The organism is Caballeronia udeis, from assembly GCF_001544555.2.
GTDB classification, from domain to species: domain Bacteria; phylum Pseudomonadota; class Gammaproteobacteria; order Burkholderiales; family Burkholderiaceae; genus Caballeronia; species Caballeronia udeis.
In genome coordinates this window covers 1-16,250 of sequence record NZ_FCOK02000087.1, presented here as the reverse complement: position 1 = coordinate 16,250, position 16,250 = coordinate 1, and the positions used below count along the sequence as shown (strand labels likewise).

General features: G+C 60.9%; 19 protein-coding genes and 1 pseudogene. 12 read left to right on the top strand and 8 right to left on the bottom strand.

Annotated features, from left to right (window positions below):
* Positions 1-72: 72 nt before the first annotated feature.
* The 3 genes from AWB69_RS38210 to AWB69_RS38200 all read right to left on the bottom strand — a co-directional run bounded on the left by AWB69_RS38210 (position 73) and on the right by AWB69_RS38200 (position 1,324).
* Positions 73-492 (bottom strand): secondary thiamine-phosphate synthase enzyme YjbQ, encoded by a 420-nt coding sequence (locus AWB69_RS38210; protein ID WP_062091969.1) that lies wholly within the window; start codon positions 490-492, stop codon positions 73-75.
* A 160-nt stretch (positions 493-652) separates the two neighbouring features.
* Positions 653-973 (bottom strand): DUF4148 domain-containing protein, encoded by a 321-nt coding sequence (locus AWB69_RS38205; protein ID WP_062091968.1) that lies wholly within the window; start codon positions 971-973, stop codon positions 653-655.
* A 72-nt stretch (positions 974-1,045) separates the two neighbouring features.
* Positions 1,046-1,324, bottom strand: a complete 279-nt coding sequence (locus AWB69_RS38200) for a DUF4148 domain-containing protein (protein ID WP_062091967.1) — start codon at positions 1,322-1,324, stop codon at positions 1,046-1,048.
* A gap of 243 nt (positions 1,325-1,567) precedes the next feature.
* Between AWB69_RS38200 and AWB69_RS38195 the strand changes: the two genes are divergently transcribed.
* From AWB69_RS38195 to AWB69_RS38175, 5 genes are all read left to right on the top strand, one after another.
* The gene (locus tag AWB69_RS38195) at positions 1,568-2,290 is read left to right on the top strand and encodes an anti-sigma factor family protein (RefSeq protein WP_062091966.1); all 723 of its coding nucleotides are present in this window, start codon (positions 1,568-1,570) and stop codon (positions 2,288-2,290) included.
* 166 nt (positions 2,291-2,456) lie between these two features.
* The gene (locus AWB69_RS38190; protein ID WP_047845924.1) at positions 2,457-2,975 is read left to right on the top strand and encodes an RNA polymerase sigma factor; all 519 of its coding nucleotides are present in this window, start codon (positions 2,457-2,459) and stop codon (positions 2,973-2,975) included.
* Positions 2,972-3,835 carry an anti-sigma factor family protein gene (locus tag AWB69_RS38185; protein ID WP_062091965.1) on the top strand — a complete coding sequence of 288 codons (864 nt, stop codon included), beginning with the start codon at positions 2,972-2,974 and terminating at the stop codon, positions 3,833-3,835. Before AWB69_RS38190 ends, AWB69_RS38185 begins: the two co-directional genes overlap by 4 nt.
* Positions 3,836-4,045: 210 nt before the next feature.
* Positions 4,046-5,140 (top strand): catalase family peroxidase, encoded by a 1,095-nt coding sequence (locus AWB69_RS38180; RefSeq protein ID WP_062091964.1) that lies wholly within the window; start codon positions 4,046-4,048, stop codon positions 5,138-5,140.
* Positions 5,137-5,676, top strand: a complete 540-nt coding sequence (locus AWB69_RS38175; RefSeq protein WP_062091963.1) for a cytochrome b — start codon at positions 5,137-5,139, stop codon at positions 5,674-5,676. The genes AWB69_RS38180 and AWB69_RS38175 overlap by 4 nt, the downstream gene beginning before the upstream one ends.
* 101 nt (positions 5,677-5,777) lie before the next feature.
* Here AWB69_RS38175 and AWB69_RS38170 read toward each other — a convergent pair whose 3' ends face one another.
* Entirely contained in the window at positions 5,778-6,806 is a 1,029-nt protein-coding gene (locus AWB69_RS38170; protein ID WP_062091962.1) for a S1C family serine protease, read from the bottom strand.
* A gap of 226 nt (positions 6,807-7,032) precedes the next feature.
* Between AWB69_RS38170 and AWB69_RS48285 the strand changes: the two genes are divergently transcribed.
* The 6 genes from AWB69_RS48285 to AWB69_RS38140 all read left to right on the top strand — a co-directional run bounded on the left by AWB69_RS48285 (position 7,033) and on the right by AWB69_RS38140 (position 11,827).
* Positions 7,033-7,236, top strand: coding sequence for a hypothetical protein (locus tag AWB69_RS48285; protein ID WP_062091961.1), 204 nt, complete (start codon positions 7,033-7,035; stop codon positions 7,234-7,236).
* Between the two features lie 246 nt (positions 7,237-7,482).
* Positions 7,483-8,514, top strand: a complete 1,032-nt coding sequence (locus tag AWB69_RS38160; RefSeq protein ID WP_062091960.1) for a sulfonate ABC transporter substrate-binding protein — start codon at positions 7,483-7,485, stop codon at positions 8,512-8,514.
* 232 nt (positions 8,515-8,746) lie between these two features.
* On the top strand, positions 8,747-9,895 hold the full coding sequence (ssuD, locus tag AWB69_RS38155; protein WP_062091959.1) for an FMNH2-dependent alkanesulfonate monooxygenase: 1,149 nt from the start codon (positions 8,747-8,749) through the stop codon (positions 9,893-9,895).
* 13 nt (positions 9,896-9,908) lie between these two features.
* Positions 9,909-10,703, top strand: a complete 795-nt coding sequence (ssuC, locus tag AWB69_RS38150; protein ID WP_062091958.1) for an aliphatic sulfonate ABC transporter permease SsuC — start codon at positions 9,909-9,911, stop codon at positions 10,701-10,703.
* Positions 10,700-11,539 carry an ATP-binding cassette domain-containing protein gene (locus tag AWB69_RS38145; protein ID WP_231937371.1) on the top strand — a complete coding sequence of 280 codons (840 nt, stop codon included), beginning with the start codon at positions 10,700-10,702 and terminating at the stop codon, positions 11,537-11,539. Before ssuC ends, AWB69_RS38145 begins: the two co-directional genes overlap by 4 nt.
* 72 nt (positions 11,540-11,611) lie before the next feature.
* Positions 11,612-11,827 (top strand): TOBE domain-containing protein, encoded by a 216-nt coding sequence (locus AWB69_RS38140; protein WP_031357267.1) that lies wholly within the window; start codon positions 11,612-11,614, stop codon positions 11,825-11,827.
* A 133-nt stretch (positions 11,828-11,960) separates the two neighbouring features.
* On the opposite strand, the gene AWB69_RS38135 is transcribed toward AWB69_RS38140, so the two are convergent.
* From AWB69_RS38135 to AWB69_RS38125, 3 genes are all read right to left on the bottom strand, one after another.
* Positions 11,961-12,764 (bottom strand): MetQ/NlpA family ABC transporter substrate-binding protein, encoded by an 804-nt coding sequence (locus tag AWB69_RS38135; RefSeq protein ID WP_062091957.1) that lies wholly within the window; start codon positions 12,762-12,764, stop codon positions 11,961-11,963.
* Positions 12,765-12,917: 153 nt separating this feature from the next.
* Positions 12,918-13,772 carry a CmcJ/NvfI family oxidoreductase gene (locus AWB69_RS38130; protein ID WP_062091956.1) on the bottom strand — a complete coding sequence of 285 codons (855 nt, stop codon included), beginning with the start codon at positions 13,770-13,772 and terminating at the stop codon, positions 12,918-12,920.
* 323 nt (positions 13,773-14,095) lie between these two features.
* Positions 14,096-14,887, bottom strand: a complete 792-nt coding sequence (locus tag AWB69_RS38125; protein ID WP_062091955.1) for an SDR family NAD(P)-dependent oxidoreductase — start codon at positions 14,885-14,887, stop codon at positions 14,096-14,098.
* Between the two features lie 266 nt (positions 14,888-15,153).
* On the opposite strand from AWB69_RS38125, the gene AWB69_RS38120 reads away from it, so the two are divergent.
* Positions 15,154-16,101 (top strand): TauD/TfdA dioxygenase family protein, encoded by a 948-nt coding sequence (locus AWB69_RS38120; RefSeq protein WP_062091954.1) that lies wholly within the window; start codon positions 15,154-15,156, stop codon positions 16,099-16,101.
* Here AWB69_RS38120 and AWB69_RS48280 read toward each other — a convergent pair.
* Positions 16,098-16,250: pseudogene (locus AWB69_RS48280) on the bottom strand (IS630 family transposase); the annotation flags it as partial. The gene AWB69_RS38120 and the pseudogene AWB69_RS48280 overlap by 4 nt on opposite strands.

Genomic DNA, 16,250 nt, shown 5'->3' with positions numbered 1-16,250 from the left:
CAGGAGGGTTTGCTGTTGAGCTTGCACGATGGGCGCTCCGGAAGTGGTTATGTACGCGATGCGTATATTAAATCACTCGCCTAAAAGGTGCAATACGACATCACGCCTATTTGCGGCGCGACGGTGTTCGAAGACGTAGATGCCCTGCCACGTGCCCAGGACCATCCGGCCGGCATCGACGGGAATGGATAACTGGACTTGCGTCAACGCGGCTCGCAGATGTGCGGGCATGTCGTCAGGGCCTTCTGCCTCGTGGATGTAACGCCCCGGCGCTTCCGGAGCGATGGTCTCGAAGAACTGCTCCAGGTCCGTGCGGACGTCGGGATCGGCGTTTTCCTGGATCAGTAGTGACGCCGAGGTGTGCCGCAGGAACAGGGTCAGCAGACCGGTCTGGATGCCCTGCAGATCGATCCAGTTTTCAATGTCGGGAGTAATTTCGTGCAGTCCGCGCGTGCGTGTGGGCACGCTCAGATGATAGAGCGCCTGCTTCATGTCGATGTCTCCAGAAGGGAATGCGCGACGGAGAAAGTGTTGCGCGTGCCTATGAAGTTTATCGGCTGGAGCGGGTTTCGGCAGACGGCGAGCGCGCGGACCGGACGAGAGCTGTCCTGGTGATGGTCATCGCGCGCCGGCGTCCTGCCGAGCATGCGGCTCAATGGCCGAAGTAGATCGATTGAGTCGCGTTATCCGGCGTGGTATGCGTGTGCATACCGGATGCGGACGTGCCGTTGGCCGGGGACCCATAGGACGAAGACGCAATGCCTTGTTGTTCGGCGACGCGTTGCTCGGCGGCCTGGATGTCCTGCGGGTAGTTGACGTCTTCACCGCCCGGGTTGTAGCCGGCTTTTTCCAGTTGAACGAGTTCGGCCTTGACCTGGGCGCGGGTGACGGGGCCGTTGCTTTGCGCGAAAGCGAAGGCAGGGGCGGCCAATGCCGAGGAGATAACGAGAGCGGAGATAAGGAATTTGTTCATGATGACCTCAAGAGGAAAATTAGGATTCCGATTTATTTAACTGGATTGTGAAGATTGATTTAGCGCGATGGATCAGTTCGTTGCGCTGGACGAGTTGGTGGCAGTTGAGCTTGCTACCGCGTTGGTTTTGGCCGCCTGGTTTTGCGCCAGGCGTGTTTCTTGTTGTTGTTCGAGTTGGTGCGCGAAGATCGGGTTGACGTCGGGGTAGGACGTGTCTGTGACAAAATCACGGCCGTCCTGCTGGGCCTGGATCAGTTCCTGATAGACCTGGGCGCGGGTCTTGGTTTGCGCGAATGCGTGTGCCGAGGCGATGGTGGCGAGGAAAAGTACCGCGACGCTGAAGGTTTTCATGGTTCGCTCCTGCTGGGTTGAATGTGTGCGGCTTGCAATGGAGAGAACCCGTAATGAGCGCGGGATATTCCCGATGAATTTCATTATTTTTTATGTTCGGAAGAATCAATATTTATTTGGAAAGATGCGGAATAACACGCTGGAGACGGTGTTTACGCGCGTAGGGGTTTTTTGCGCCCGGTGTGGAATAAACCCCGGCGCTTCGTGTTCGCCCCTGTACGAACAGCCCAACATTGCCAGATCATGCCCATAGCAAAACCCCCAACGGAACCCCGGCTCTCTGAGTCGGACGTCCAGGCATTCGCCGACGGCATGCTCGATCCCAAGCGCGCGGCGAGTGTAGAGACGTATTTGAAGAGCCGCCCTGACGAGGCGGATCGGGTCGCGTTTTATGGCCGTCTGAACTGGCAGATGCAGAACGCCTTTCATGAACCCGACAACGAAGAAGCCCCGCCTGCGCCGGCGCCTGTACGGCGCATGTCGAGACACGGTCTGCGGGCACTGCTGGTCGGGGCAGCCGTGACGCTTGCGGTCGCCGCCGCGGCAATCTTCGCGTTCGATATTTCCGATTCAGCGCTCGACAATGCCTCGATGATGGCGCTCGAACAAGCCGTGGCCGCCCAGGACATGACGTCGGGTGCAGTGGGTTATGAAAGCTCGGTGAAGGTTTTGGACAGCGCGCCGGATCTGTCCCGCGTTGGTTTCCATCCAATTGCCCGCCGGGAAATGCCCGTGGGTCCGTTTGCCTCGGCCACAGAATTTGTCTACCGCAATCGAGGCGGCGAGGCCGCCGTGCTGCTCGTGGCGCCGGGCCTGTTTGCGCAGTCGCAGCCACAATGGAAGGCGCGCCGCGTGGGTGCAAGCCGCTTGCTCGCATGGACCGCGGCCGGTAAGCGTTATGTGCTCGCGGGCCGTGCGAAGACCCGTGGCTTGATGCTGGCCGCCGACTTGATGACGGGCAGTTAATCAAGAGGCAAGTAACAACCACGAAGCTGCCGACGGCATAAAATCAGCGCACCCCGGCGACAAATACGCTGACAGCGGGAATATTCGCCACGACCCGGTGTTAGCCCATCATCAGAGCGGCGTTTTATGGAACGTTTGCGTAAGCTTACAAAATGAAGGAAGGCCGATGGGCGTCCGTGATGAGTTAATGGAGCATGTGCCGCGACTGCGCCGCTATGCGCGAGCGTTGATCAATAATCGCGATCTCGCTGACGATCTGGTGCAGGACACGCTCGAACGTGCGCTCCGGCATACCGAGAAGTTTCAGTCCGGCACCGATCTGCGCGCGTGGCTGTTCACGATCATGCATAACGTGTTCGCCAATCAGGCACGTCGCGCGGGCGTGCGGGCAGTGCATGTTTCCGTCGACGACGAGAACATATCCGAGCGTGAATTCGCCGTGCCGGGCACGCAAACGCAATCGCTCGAAATGCGCGACCTGGACTTCGCGTTGCAGCGTTTGCCGCTCGACCAGCGACAGGTCGTGTTGCTCGTGGGGCTGGAAGAAATGAGTTACGCGGACGTGGCGCAGGCGCTGGAAATCCCGATCGGGACCGTCATGTCCCGCCTGTCGCGCGGACGTGAAAGACTGCGCGCGTTGATGGCCGGCGCGCAACCGGGCGCTAAATTACAGGTGGTGCGATGAGCGACCAACAAACACCCATCACTGAAGACGAAATTCACGCGTATGTCGACGGATCGCTGGCTGAGCATCGCCGCGAGGAGATCGATCGCCTGCTTGAGCATGACGAAGCGCTGGCTGCGAAGGTCAGCGACTATTTCTCGCTGAACAGCATGTTCCATGACCGCTATGACCGCGTGCTGAGCGAGCCCGTGCCACAGCGTCTGCTGCCGCCGGAGCGCAAGCGCTGGCGTGCGGCTGCCAACTTGCCGCAGTTCGCGGGCATGGCGGCGGCGCTGGTGCTCGGCGTGGGGATCGGTGTGGCGGGCATGTCAGGGAACATGGGCCGCGACACCCTGATGCCGGGAAGCGGCGGGGGATCGGTGCAACGCGCAAGCTATAGCGTCGGCGAGTCGTTTGCACGGCAGTCGGCTATAGCACACGTGATGTATGCGCCCGAAGTGACGCGGCCCGTGGAAGTGGGCGCGGATCGCGAGCAGGAGCTGGTTCAGTGGGTATCGAACCGGCTGGGTACGGACGTGCGGCCGCCCGTCCTGACCCGCTCGGGCTTCGAGTTGATGGGCGGCCGCCTGCTGCCCGGCGACGACGGCCCGGTTGCACAGTTCATGTACCACGACGCGAAGGGCGAGCGTATTACGCTGTGCATATCGCATCGCAAGATCAGCTCGGACACGACCGCGTTCAAGCTGTATCAGGACGGCTCGGTGAACGTGTTCTACTGGATCGACGGCGATTACGGTTACGCCGTGTCCGGCGCGATTGATCGCAAGGTGCTGCTTGACCTGTCGCATGACGTCTATTCGCAGTTGACAGCAATGGGCGGCGCCAAGCCGCCCTCAGGGGCTTCTTCGTCTACGCAGTAAAGTCCGTTGCAGCCACGATGTTCAACAACATTGTGGCTGTTCCTGTTCTTTACCGAATATAGCGCTGGGCCCGGAATAATCGGCTACGCGAAATGGTTCACTACCTTGGTAGAACCGTCTTATATAGAAGGAAATCGTGCTCGCTGTCTGAAAATTCGTAATCTTAAGGATATCGAATTAATAGTGAGGCAGAAAACCGGATCACTCCACATGACGACCGACCCATTCTCACCACGCCCTCGCGGGCGACAAACCATTCCGCTGTTCAGGCTTGCGGCTATCGGCGCGGTTGTGGGCGCCGCAGGTTTCTCCTTTGCCTATGTTGCGGGCTTCCTGACGCCGCATCGACTGACGCCGCAACGCATTGTCAATACCTTCGAAGCGAATGCAGGCGTTCATCCGGGCTTTCGCCGCAATCATGCGAAGGGCGTATGTGTGTCGGGGTATTTCGAAGGCAACGGCCAGGCGTCGGATATCTCTCGCGCAGATGTGTTCAAGGCCGTGCGAACGCCCGTGATTGGCAGGTTTGCCATTCCAGGCGGCGATCCGTCGGCTCCGGATGCCAGCGTGCCGGTGCGCAGCATGGCGCTGGATTTCAAGTTGCCCGATGGCCAGCAATGGCGAACGGGCATGAACAATACGCCGGTGTTCATCGTCAATACGCCGCAGGCTTTTTATGCTCAACTGGTGGCGTCGAAGCCGGATCCCGCCACGGGCAAACCCGATCCGGCAAAGCTCAAGGCGTTCTTTGCAGCGCACCCCGAGACCGCACCGTTCCAGAGTTGGGTGAAAAGCCATCCGCCGTCCTCCAGTTTCGGCAATGCGGCGTATTACGGCATCAATGCATTTCGTGCGATCGATGCAGACGGCAAGACCCACTTCGTCCGCTGGTCGATGGTGCCTGAGGCGCCGTACGCCCCGGTCACCGCGGAACAGAAGAGTCAGCACGACTTTCTCGACAGCGAATTGCGCGGCCGTCTGGCAAGCGGTCCATTGCGCTGGCACCTGATCCTGACGGTGGCGAAGCCTGGCGATCCAACTACCGATGCAACCCAGGCATGGCCCGAAGACCGGCCGCACATTGATGCCGGCACACTGGTGATCGAGCGCGAGAGTGCGCAGAGCGAGGGCGATTGCCGGGACATCAACTACGATCCGACCATTCTTCCCGATGGCCTCAAGCCATCCGCCGATCCGCTGCTGGCGGCACGTTCTTCCGCCTATGCGGTGTCTTACAACCGCCGCACGCATGAGGAGGCGCAGCGGCTGGCCTCCGTTCAACAACCGGCACGAGGTCACGAATGAGCGCCGATCGAAAGCACTTCAGTTCGTCAGCACGTTTTCTGCACTGGCTCATGGCGCCTCTCGTGATAGCGATGTTGTTCATCGGCGTGGGGATGGTGGCCACTTTATCGTCATGGCATCAGACACTGCTCGCCATTCACAAGCCGCTGGGCATAGCCATTCTTGTGCTCGTGAGCGTGCGTTTCATCGTGCGGCTGACGCATCGCACGCCGCCGCTGCCCGACGACATGCCGCGCTGGCAGCAGCACATCGCGCATCTGTCGCATTGGGTTTTCTACGCGCTATTGTTCGCCATGCCGCTGGTCGGCTGGTCGATGCTGTCGGCCGGCGGGTTCCCGATTCACTTGTTCGGACCGGTGAACCTGCCACCTATCGTCCCGCAGGACGTGCGCCTTTGTGCGTTGCTCCGATCGGCGCATACGGTGCTCGCGTTGCTGCTGTTCGCGACTTTCCTCGGGCATCTGGGCGCGGCGTTGTTCCATGGCCTGATCCGGCGCGACGGCGTGTTTTCGAGCATGGCGAAGGGCCGCGACTAGGAGGCCTGAGGGTCACGCCCCACCGGTCACGCCCCACCGGTCACGCCCCACCGGTCACGCCCCACCGGTCACGCCACGCCAGTCACGCCACGCCGGTTGTTTTATGCAGCCTGTTCGACCGGCGTTACGTCCAGTTCCAGCTTTTGCGTGCCGCGCAACACGGTCACCTTCACCTCCCGGTCGATCCGCGATGCATCCAGCGAGCGCTGCAAGCTGTCCACGCTATCGACCGCCAGCGTATCGATGGCGACGATCCTGTCGTCCGTACGCAATCCGCCGAGCGCGGCCGGACTTCCTTTCACGACTTCCATCACATGCACGCCACTTGCCGACGGCAGCTCGAAATATCGTTGCACGCGGCGCGAGATGGGCATGGTTGTGCCGGCAACGCCTATGTAGGCACGCCGCACGCGCCCGTGCGCGAAGAGCTGCATGATGACCCACTTGGCGGTGTCGATGGCGGTGGCGAACGAAATCGCCTGCGCGCCGGCAATGATCGCCGTGTTCACCCCAATCACCTGACCGGCCGAGTTGATGAGCGGGCCGCCCGAATTGCCGGGATTGAGCGCGGCGTCGGTCTGGATCACGTCGTAGATCATGCGTCCGGAGTTCGAGCGCAGGGACCGTCCAAGCGCCGATACCACGCCGGTCGTGACTGTCTGGGCGAGGCCCAGGGGATTGCCTACGGCGATCGCGATCTGCCCGACACGCAGCTTGCCGGACTCGCCCAATTCGACATGCGGCAACACGTCGGCCGAGCCGATGCGCAGCACCGCGAGGTCGCTGTCCGGATCGTCACCGACGAGATCGGCGTCGAATGTCGCGCCGTCCGCGAGCGTCACGCGGATATGCGTTGCACCATGCACGACGTGGCTATTCGTCAGCAGATATCCGTCGGGCGTGAAGATGAATCCTGACCCCGTGCCGCCGCGTGCGCCGCGGCCGCTCTTGTCGCCGGGCAAGCGACGTTCGACCGAAATAAAGGCGACCGCCTGCTGCACGCGTTCGAGCGCGCTGATCACGGTCTGGGAGTAGGCGTCCAACAGGACCGCGTCGCCGAGCGGGCTTGCGAGGGCGGCGCCCGCGGGCCCGCGTGAAAGATCATCGATGAATTGGGGACGGCTTCCCATGATCGTGCTCCGGATAAAGGGACCATGAGATGCGGGATTCTTGAGGGTATTTCAAGCCCGCGTTTCAGCCCGCGTTTCAGCCCGTTTCGCGCTGGTGCGGGCGCCTGTCTGGAGGCATGTGGCCGTCTCAGCATTTCTACTGCAATCGATATCACGATTGATCGTTTAGTGCTGGACGCGCACCTTGTTAGCATGGTCGACTGCCTAATTTGCTTGCGATGCCCCCATGAAAATCTTCACCTGTCCGGCCGCGTGTCTCGCGCTGGCCGTGACTGCCGTGAGCGCGGTGAGCGCCTCGGCGCAAACGCCTTCGGGCGACCCTGTGAAGCTCCGTACCGGCTTTCAGAAATCCTCCACGCTGATCGCGATCCTGAACGCGCGCGGCACGCTGGAACGCGCCGTTGCGCCGCTCAATGTGCGCCTTGAATGAGGCGAGTTCGCGAGTGGGCTGCCGCTTACCGAAGCGCTCAATGCGGGGCGGTCGACTTCAGTGCCGACGTGACGGACGCCGTTGACCGCCACGCAGCCGTAGCCAGGATGATCTCCTGAAAGTCCTCACCCTTACCAGCGCTGACCGGGTTGCGCGAAGCTGCGATCAAACTAAGGATGCCGAACCGTGACGGTGTCATTCCCGATCCACGTCCCGGCCGACTTCGAATATTCCAAGGAGCAAAGCATGTCCGACCATTACCGATCAAAAGACGATGAGACGTTACCGCAATTGGCGATTCCATCGCGCCGTCGTGCATTGCTCAGGATGGCCGCGTTAGGCGCAGGAGCCACCAGCCTCCTGACCGGCGGCGGAGCGCTACTGGCGAGCCAGGCGGCGCGCGCCGAAGAGCCGGGAAAGACGTTCCGCATCGGTTATCAGAAGTACGGCAACTTCGTCGTTCTGAAGGCGCGCGGGTCGCTCGACAAACGGCTTGCGGCGCAGGGTGTCACCGTGCAATGGCTCGAATTCCCGGCCGGACCGCAGCTCCTGGAAGGGCTCAACGCAGGCGCAGTCGATGCCGGCACCGTAGGCGAAACGCCGCCAATCTTTGCCCAGGCCGCGGGCGTGGACTTTGTTTATGTCGGCAACGAACCACCTGCGCCGCAAGGCGAGGCGATCATCGTGCCGCACGATTCGCCTATCCACAAGGTGGAGGATCTGCGCGGCAAGAAAGTGGCGCTGAACAAGGGGTCGAATGTTCACTACTTGTTGGTCGAAGCGCTGAAGAAAGCCGGGCTTTCATATGCGGACATTCAGCCGGTCTATCTGGCTCCGGCTGACGCACGCGCAGCGTTCGTGCAGGGCAGCGTGGACGCATGGGTCATCTGGGATCCGTATCTCGCGGCTGTCGAACGTCAGGCGAATGCACGCGTGATTGTTGATGGCACCGGCCTGGTGCGCAACACGCAGTACTACCTCGCAACGCGTAAGTTCGCGACCGCCCAGCCACAGCTTGTGCATGCGTTGCTGGAGGAGCTGGACCACGTCGATCAATGGGGCCGCGACAACGTGCCGGATGTCGCCAAGCTTCTGTCACCGCTGGTCGGGCTGGACCAGCCGACGCTTGAACGCGCGTTGAAACGGACCGCCTATGGTGTGCAGCCGATTACGCCGGAGACCCTCGCGTACCAGCAGCAGATTGCCGATACCTTCACCGACCTCAAGCTGATTCCAAAAAAGCTGGCGGTGACCGATGCGCGCTGGCGCGTCGTTTGATCTCAACAATGCGCTCCTGCATCGCTAGAGACGCATAAGCAGAATTGACGAGAACCTTAGCTTAAATAAATCGTTCATGCCCAAAGTGGGCATCGCTAAGATGAATCATCTGAACGGGGACGGGTGACTCGTTTCGCACGAACATGAGCAGCACGTCTGTTCGTCGCGTCCGCGCTCGCTTCTCACCCGGCACCCGACACTCGAACTTACACCCGCAAGGCAGGAGCCCCCGATGAATGTTTTCTGGTTCATTCCGACCCACGGCGACAGCCGTTATCTCGGTACGACGCAAGGCGCGCGCGCCGCGGATTACGACTACTTCCGCCAGATCGCGGTGGCGGCCGATACGCTCGGTTACGAAGGCGTCCTGCTGCCGACGGGTCGTTCCTGCGAAGACGCATGGGTGGTTGCATCCAGCCTGATTCCCGCAACGAAGCGCCTCAAGTTCCTCGTCGCGATCCGTCCGGGCCTGACGTCACCCGCGTTGTCCGCACGCATGGCATCGACCTTTGACCGCCTCTCCGGTGGCCGTCTGCTGATCAACGTGGTGACGGGCGGCGATCCGGTCGAACTGGCCGGCGACGGTGTGTTCAACGACCACGACACGCGCTATGAAGTCACGGATGAATTCCTCCAGATCTGGCGGGGTCTGCTCGAGTCATCGCATGAAGGCGGCACGATCGATTTTGACGGCAAGCACCTGAGCTCAAAGGGCGGCAAGGTGCTTTATCCGCCCGTGCAGAAGGCGCATCCGCCGCTGTGGTTCGGCGGCTCGTCGCCGGCTGCGCATGAGATTGCGGCCGATCATATCGATACCTATCTGACCTGGGGCGAACCGCCTGCCGAAGTTGAAAAGAAGCTCGCCGATATCCGTCGCCGCGCCGCCGATAAAGGCCGCAAGATCAAGTTTGGCATTCGCCTGCACGTGATCGTGCGCGAGACAGAACAGGAAGCGTGGGCCGACGCGGACAGGCTCATCAGCAAGCTCGACGATGAAACCATCCAGCGCGCGCAGGCGTCGTTTGCAAAGATGGATTCGGAAGGCCAGCGACGCATGGCGGCGTTGCACGGCGGTCAGCGCGACAAGCTCGAGGTGTATCCGCATTTGTGGGCCGGCGTCGGCCTCGTGCGCGGCGGAGCGGGTACGGCGCTGGTGGGCAATCCGGAGCAGGTCGCGGGCTTGATGAAGGAGTACGCGGCGCTTGGTATCGACACGTTCATCCTGTCGGGTTATCCGCATCTCGAAGAGTCATACCGGTTCGCCGAACTCGTATTTCCGCTGCTGCCGCGTGAACAGAAAGAGCGCGTGTCGGGTCCGTTGTCAGGGCCGTTTGGTGAGATCGTCGGCACGTCGTATCTGCCGCGCGCTTCGCAAAGTTGAACCCGGAGGTCCGATGAACGTGGTCCCGTTTTTTCGCCGTGCCGGTGTACAGGCTGCGCCGTGGCTCGTGCCTATCCTGATCCTGATTGCATGGGAACTGGCTGCTCGCACGGGCGGTTTGTCGTCGCGGGTATTGCCCGAGCCGCTTGCCGTGGTCAAAGCGGCGTGGGAGCTGATCCAGTCGGGTGACATGTGGGCCAACGTGAAGGTCAGCGCATGGCGCGCGCTGACGGGCTTTGCGATCGGCGGTGGTATCGGCTTCGTGCTCGGGCTGGGGACAGGGCTCTTCAAGCCGGCTGAGATCGCCCTCGACTCGACCGTGCAGATGATCCGCAATATCCCCGCGCTCGCAATGATTCCACTGGTGATCCTGTGGTTCGGGATTGGCGAGGAAGCGAAGTTGTTCCTGGTCGCGCTCGGTGTGTTTTTCCCCGTCTATACCAACACGTATCACGGCATTCGTTCCGTCGATGCAGACCTGATCGAGATGGCCCGCAGCTACGGACTCTCGGGCTTTGCGCTGTATCGCGACGTGATCCTGCCGGGGGCATTGCCCTCGATTCTCGTAGGCGTGCGTTTCGCGTTCGGGTTGATGTGGGTGATGCTGATTGTGGCCGAGACCATCTCGGCGCAATCGGGCATCGGCTACATGACCATGAACGCGCGCGAGTTCCTGCAGACCGACGTGGTCGTGGTCGGCATCCTGCTTTATGCGCTGCTCGGCAAACTCGCCGACATGCTCGCGAAATCGATCGAGCGCGCAACGCTGCGCTGGCATCCTGCGTATCAGAAGGGAGCAAAATTGTGACATCAAGCTACGCATCGTATGCATCAGACAACGTCGTACTGGAAGGCGCCGAACCCGAAGTTGCCACGCGCGAGCGTGCGCCGGCAGCGACTGTGCCTCGTACGCCGTCCGCAGACATGGCTGTCGCGCTGCAAGGTGTCGATAAACATTTCGGCGAGCGCAAGGTGTTGTCGAACTTTGATTTCGCCATTGAACGCGGCAGTTTTGTATCAATAGTCGGACGCAGCGGCTGCGGCAAGTCCACGTTGCTGCGCCTGATCGCGGGCCTTGAAAAAGCAACCGGCGGTGTGGTGCAGCGCAATGCGGCGGCGGGAGCCAGCATCCTGGAGACCCGCATCATGTTCCAGGATGCACGTCTGCTGCCATGGAAAAGCGTGCTGCAAAACGTCATGCTCGGCTTGCCGCGTTCGTCTCGTGAAGACGCGCGCGCGACGCTGGCTGAAGTGGGCCTGAGCGAACGGGAAGGCGATTGGCCCGCGCAATTGTCGGGGGGGCAGCGGCAGCGTGTAGCGCTCGCACGCGCGCTGGTGCACCGGCCGGACCTGCTGTTGCTGGATGAGCCGCTAGGGGCGCTCGACGCGTTGACCCGCATTGAAATGCACGCGCTGATCGAACGTCTGTGGCGTGAGCATCGCTTCACCGCACTGCTGGTCACGCACGATGTGCAGGAAGCGGTGGCGCTGGGCGAGCGGATTGTGTTGATCGAAGCAGGGAAGATTTCCTTCGATGCCGCTATCACGCTGCAGCGCCCGCGTTTGCGCACGGCGGAAGGTTTCGCTGAACTGGAAGAACAGGTGTTGTCGCGGGTTCTCAGGAACGGTGCGCAGCCGGGCTAGGTCCGGTTATCGATTCACTCATTGCCGTTGTCGACCGGCCCCGGCACTATTCAATCAATACGGAGCATCATCATGGGCATCACGGCAATCAATGTACGCAACCAGTTCAAAGGGCACATCAAGGAGATCATTCGCGGCTCCGTGGTCTCGGAAGTCGATGTCGAAACGCCTTATGGCATTGTCACGTCGGTGATCACCACGCGCTCGATCGATGAGCTGGAACTGAAGGTAGGGAGCGAAGTCATTGCGTTTGTGAAGTCGACGGAAGTGTCTATTGCAAGGCTTTGAACCTGCGTTGAAGGGGTCGGTGCGGTCTTGAGCCGCGACCGCCCCAAGACTCTCCAGCAACGCATCGCGCAAGCTTTACCCGATGGTGTCATCAGCAGCCCGCCCATGCGCCGCGCGGCGCGAAATGTCCCGCTTAGAAAGCCGGAATAATCGAGCCCTTGAACTGGGTATTGATGAAAGTCTTCACGTCCGGCGACTCATACGCGGCGACCAGTTTCTTGACCCAGGGCTTATCGCGATCCTGAGCGCGAACCGCGATCAGGTTGGCATAAGGACCCTTCAGGTCTTCGATGGCAATGGCGTCTTTCGTCGGCGACAGGCCGGCTTTCACTGCGTAGTCCGTATTGATCGACGCGGCGGCGAGATCGTCCAGCGAACGCGGCAACTGCGCCGAGTCGAGCTCGATCAGCTTGATGCCCTTGGGGTTCTCGACCACATCGAGCGGCGTAGCGTTCACGCCATCTACCCCCGCGCCGGCCTTCAGCTTGATGATGCCGTTCTTCTGCAGCAGCAACAGCGCACGATTACCGTTCGACGGGTCGTTCTGAATACCGACTTTGGCGCCTTGCGGCAGGTCTTTCAACGACTTGAACTTCTTCGAGTAGAAGCCCATTGGCGCAACATAGGTCAGGCCTACGTTCACGATCTTGTAGCCGCGCTGTTTGATTTGACTGTTGAGGAAAGGCTGGTGCTGGAAGCCGTTCGCGTCCAGGTCGCCGGCATCAAGGGCAGCATTGGGCTGGATGTAATCGTTGAATTCGATCACCTTGATCTTGAGGCCTTCGCGCGCCGCGACCTTGGACACCTCGGTCCAGATCTGCGCGTCGGGGCCGCTCATGGTGCCGATCCGCAGTGGGGCGTCTTCCGCATGAGCGACGCCGAAGACAGCGCCGAATGCGGCAAAGGTGAGACTTGCAAGAACAGTTCTACGATGCATGTTGAAACTCTTTCTGGTTGGCAGGCGCGAATCCTCTCATGACTTGCGCGCTAGCCTAACCATTCTGTTTTCATGTGTTTATGCCGATTTGAAAGTTTAGCTAAGAGCTGGTGCAGGCGCGGAATGCACCGGTCAGCGAGCGCACGATCCGCTTCATTCCTTCCAGAAGACCAGCGCCCGCAATTCGATGCTTCTGCGCGGTGCGGCGCCTTCCGGCGTGGTCGGATCTTCAAACGCCGTGTGTGCGGTCAGGCGGGCCGTGCCGTCGTTGCGAGAGTCGTAGATCTTGAGCAGCAGCGCTTCGTCGGGCCGCAGCTTCGGGAAGTAATACCAGCGGTGCGCCGGGTTATGCGTGAAAGAAAAGGTCTCGCCGACCTTGTCCTTGTACACAAGGTCGCTTGGCACCAGGTCGCTCGCTGAGATCGAGCGTGCGTCGCAGAGTGCAAGGGGCAACTGCTCCACTACATCGAGCGGCCGCCATAGATTGACGATCGCAAAGCGGTGCTTGAGGCGTTGAGCGGCTTCATCGGCAGACAGATGGTCACGCACGCGACGCGGCCCTGAAACGAACGTCTGGTCGTTGTGCACGCGCCGTACCGGCTCGCGCAAGGACGAGGTTGCGCGCGAGCCGTTCAAGCTGTCGCGCAGGGTGTGATCGAACACCACGACCTTCTCCGCGCCGGTCGCCTTGAGGAGGACCTGTTCGGATTCGCTGTAGTAGATCGAGCGGATGGCGGCGTTGTCGCTGAAGTCGGTCAGCGCGCTTCTATGCGCGACACGTTCGAAGCCGCTTTTATCCAGCGACAACTCTCCCGCCGCGGCGAGCGGACGCGCGTCGCGAATGGTCACGCGCCGGGGTTCGAGCGCACCGAACGTCCAGGGCACACCGGGCGGCGGCTCGAACGTGTAGCTTACCGGCCGGCCTTCGCCGGCACGCAGATAGTTGAGTTCAGCTTCAACCGCCCGCGACGTTTCTGCATGCGGACGTTCTTCGAATACGGTGCTCATGGTCGTTCCTCGGCCTGGAAGTCAGGACTTTAAGCTATACCCGCATGACCCGAAGTTGAACGAATAAAATTCCATAAGGTTATTCGACCGGCATAGCGATATCCCTACTTGCTGGCGAAGTATTCGGGAAGCCGGAAGCCGTCGTAGAATCGATTGTTCAGGATGGCCTGCTGAAAAGCGGGCGCAGCGCAAAGCGCTAACGCAAGGAGGAAGGGGCGGGGGATAAAGGGAAGAAATGAATGACGGCAGGCGCGCCCGCAAGGAGCGCATGACAGAAAAATCGAAGCAAACCGCGCGCACCGTTTAAGCGCGCGGCCCGTTGTTCAGAAGGTTTCCTTGAACGGACGCAGATCAAGTTCCTGCGTCCACGCACTTCTATGCTGATGGTGCAGTTGCCAATAACTTTCCGCTATGGCGCTTGCTTGCAGCAAGCCATCGTCGCCGGCCTGCTGTACGCGCTGCGGCGCGGATTGCCGCAGACGCTCGCCGTCAATGCCGCCATCAATCACGATATGCGCCACATGCACGCCCTCGGCCCCGAACTCGCGGGCAAGGGTCTGGCTCAATGAACGTAGCGCCGCCTTCGATGCAGCAAAAGCGGCGTAGGGTGGTTTGCCCCGCAACGCAGCCGTGGCGCCCGTGAAAAGCAGTGTGCCGCGTCCCGTTGAACTGGCCGTATTCAATCCGTTGTTCAAGATCCGGCGCAGTGCCGCCTGGGCAAACAGGAAACCACCGAGCACACCGGTGCGCCACGCTTGTTCAAAGTCTGCTGCGCTCAATTCAAGCGTTGGCGCACGGCTGGCACCGCCTGCGTTGAATACGGCCACCGTCAGCGGACCAAGCTCACGCACCCGGTCGCCAAGCTTGGCGAGCGTTGCTTCATTCGAGATATCGCCGGGCAATGCGTGGGCCACGCCGCCTGCGGCGCGAATTTCCGCAGCGATGCTTGCCACACGTTCGGCCGTACGTCCCGTGAGGGCGACAGTAAAACCGCCCTCCGCGAAGCGCCGGGCGACTGCTGCGCCGAGTCCCGCGCTGGCGCCGACCCCGGCGATCCACGCGACCGGCGCTTGTTCATGCGGGAGACTGGAAGGTGACTGGATGGTTGAGTTCATGGCGATGAAGTTAGACCGGCTCGTGGTAATTGGGAAGGAAGAAAACGCGATAACGTTATTCGACGATGCGAGATTGATTCTAGTCCCGAGCCATCTTTTGCGTTGGGCGTGGTTTATATATGCAGATCGATTGGTTGAGGCCGCTGCTGGGCGGTCGTAATGTGCATGGAGCAACGTCGGGTCCGTTTGCATGCCTGATCTTCAAGCTCTGGAACCCGAACTTCCCCCAACCTGAAACTGGCGATTCCGCTCTCAGGAGACACGCAATGAACGCAGCCGTCGCAAGCAATACCGAGTCCGTCCAGGTCACGCCGCTGTCGGCATTTATCGGCGCTGAAATCAGTGGCGTCGATCTGACGCAGCGACTCGATAGCCATCAGATCGCGCAGATTCGTGCGGCCTTGTTGAAGTGGCGAGTGATCTTCTTTCGAGAGCAGTTCCTCACGCATGCGCAGCACGTTGCGTTCTCCGCGCAGTTCGGCGAACTCACGCTGGGGCATCCCGTGTTCGGGCATGTTGACGGGCACCCCGAGATCTATTCCATTTCCAAGTATCGCAAGGCAACCCGCTTCGAAGGACAGGCGTTGTTACGCCCGTGGACGGGCTGGCATACCGATGTGACAGCCGCCGTCAACCCACCGTTTGCGTCAATCCTGCGTGGTGTCACCATCCCGCCTTATGGCGGCGACACGCAATGGACAAGCCTTGTTGCCGCGTATGAAAAACTCTCGGCGCCGCTGCGCGATTTTGTCGATGGCCTGCGCGGCGTGCATAAATTCACACCGCCCGCCGGGGCCAGCGCTACCAGCGCGTTTGAGAAAGCCGTGCAGCAACGCGCGCTGGTCACCGAACATCCACTGGTGCGCGTGCACCCTGAAACAGGCGAGCGGGCGCTGTATGTCAGCCCGAGTTTCCTGAAGCATATTGTTGGCGTGACGCCGCGCGAGAGTCAGTCGATCCTCGAGCTGCTGTGGGAACACGTGACGCGTCCCGAGTTCACGGTGCGGTTCAAATGGGAACCGGGCAGCATCGCGTTCTGGGACAACCGGTCGACGGCGCACCTCGCGCCATCGGATATCTTCGACCTGGAGTTCGACCGGCAACTGTATCGGACAACGCTGGTGGGGGATGTGCCGGTGGGGCCGGACGGACGCGCTTCGGTCGCGCTGGAAGGGTCGCCCGTCAACGCGGCGGCAGCCGTGGCATTGAACTAGTGTTCCGTTCCGCTGATTCTCGTACAAAGTCTTTGTAGCTTTGCGAGGATGGAGTCAGCGGAAGCGGTCCACGTAAAAGGTTTGCAATTCTCGTTGTAGTGGGACACGAATTGATCGATACGCTTAATCAGTTGCTTGACCGAGCCGAA

Excerpts from the sequence above, each read along its gene's own strand:
- AWB69_RS48285 (WP_062091961.1), top strand. The coding sequence starts at position 7,033 with ATGAAAATCTTCACCTGTCCGGCCGCGTGTCTCGCGCTGGCCGTGACT.
- AWB69_RS38125 (WP_062091955.1), bottom strand. The coding sequence starts at position 14,887 with ATGAACTCAACCATCCAGTCACCTTCCAGTCTCCCGCATGAACAAGCG.
- AWB69_RS38140 (WP_031357267.1), top strand. The coding sequence starts at position 11,612 with ATGGGCATCACGGCAATCAATGTACGCAACCAGTTCAAAGGGCACATC.
- AWB69_RS38160 (WP_062091960.1), top strand. The coding sequence starts at position 7,483 with ATGTCCGACCATTACCGATCAAAAGACGATGAGACGTTACCGCAATTG.
- ssuC (WP_062091958.1), top strand. The coding sequence starts at position 9,909 with ATGAACGTGGTCCCGTTTTTTCGCCGTGCCGGTGTACAGGCTGCGCCG.
- AWB69_RS38120 (WP_062091954.1), top strand. The coding sequence starts at position 15,154 with ATGAACGCAGCCGTCGCAAGCAATACCGAGTCCGTCCAGGTCACGCCG.
- AWB69_RS38175 (WP_062091963.1), top strand. The coding sequence starts at position 5,137 with ATGAGCGCCGATCGAAAGCACTTCAGTTCGTCAGCACGTTTTCTGCAC.
- AWB69_RS38190 (WP_047845924.1), top strand. The coding sequence starts at position 2,457 with ATGGGCGTCCGTGATGAGTTAATGGAGCATGTGCCGCGACTGCGCCGC.
- AWB69_RS38170 (WP_062091962.1), bottom strand. The coding sequence starts at position 6,806 with ATGGGAAGCCGTCCCCAATTCATCGATGATCTTTCACGCGGGCCCGCG.
- AWB69_RS38195 (WP_062091966.1), top strand. The coding sequence starts at position 1,568 with ATGCCCATAGCAAAACCCCCAACGGAACCCCGGCTCTCTGAGTCGGAC.
- AWB69_RS38135 (WP_062091957.1), bottom strand. The coding sequence starts at position 12,764 with ATGCATCGTAGAACTGTTCTTGCAAGTCTCACCTTTGCCGCATTCGGC.
- AWB69_RS38200 (WP_062091967.1), bottom strand. The coding sequence starts at position 1,324 with ATGAAAACCTTCAGCGTCGCGGTACTTTTCCTCGCCACCATCGCCTCG.
- AWB69_RS38180 (WP_062091964.1), top strand. The coding sequence starts at position 4,046 with ATGACGACCGACCCATTCTCACCACGCCCTCGCGGGCGACAAACCATT.
- AWB69_RS38210 (WP_062091969.1), bottom strand. The coding sequence starts at position 492 with ATGAAGCAGGCGCTCTATCATCTGAGCGTGCCCACACGCACGCGCGGA.
- AWB69_RS38205 (WP_062091968.1), bottom strand. The coding sequence starts at position 973 with ATGAACAAATTCCTTATCTCCGCTCTCGTTATCTCCTCGGCATTGGCC.
- AWB69_RS38185 (WP_062091965.1), top strand. The coding sequence starts at position 2,972 with ATGAGCGACCAACAAACACCCATCACTGAAGACGAAATTCACGCGTAT.
- ssuD (WP_062091959.1), top strand. The coding sequence starts at position 8,747 with ATGAATGTTTTCTGGTTCATTCCGACCCACGGCGACAGCCGTTATCTC.
- AWB69_RS38130 (WP_062091956.1), bottom strand. The coding sequence starts at position 13,772 with ATGAGCACCGTATTCGAAGAACGTCCGCATGCAGAAACGTCGCGGGCG.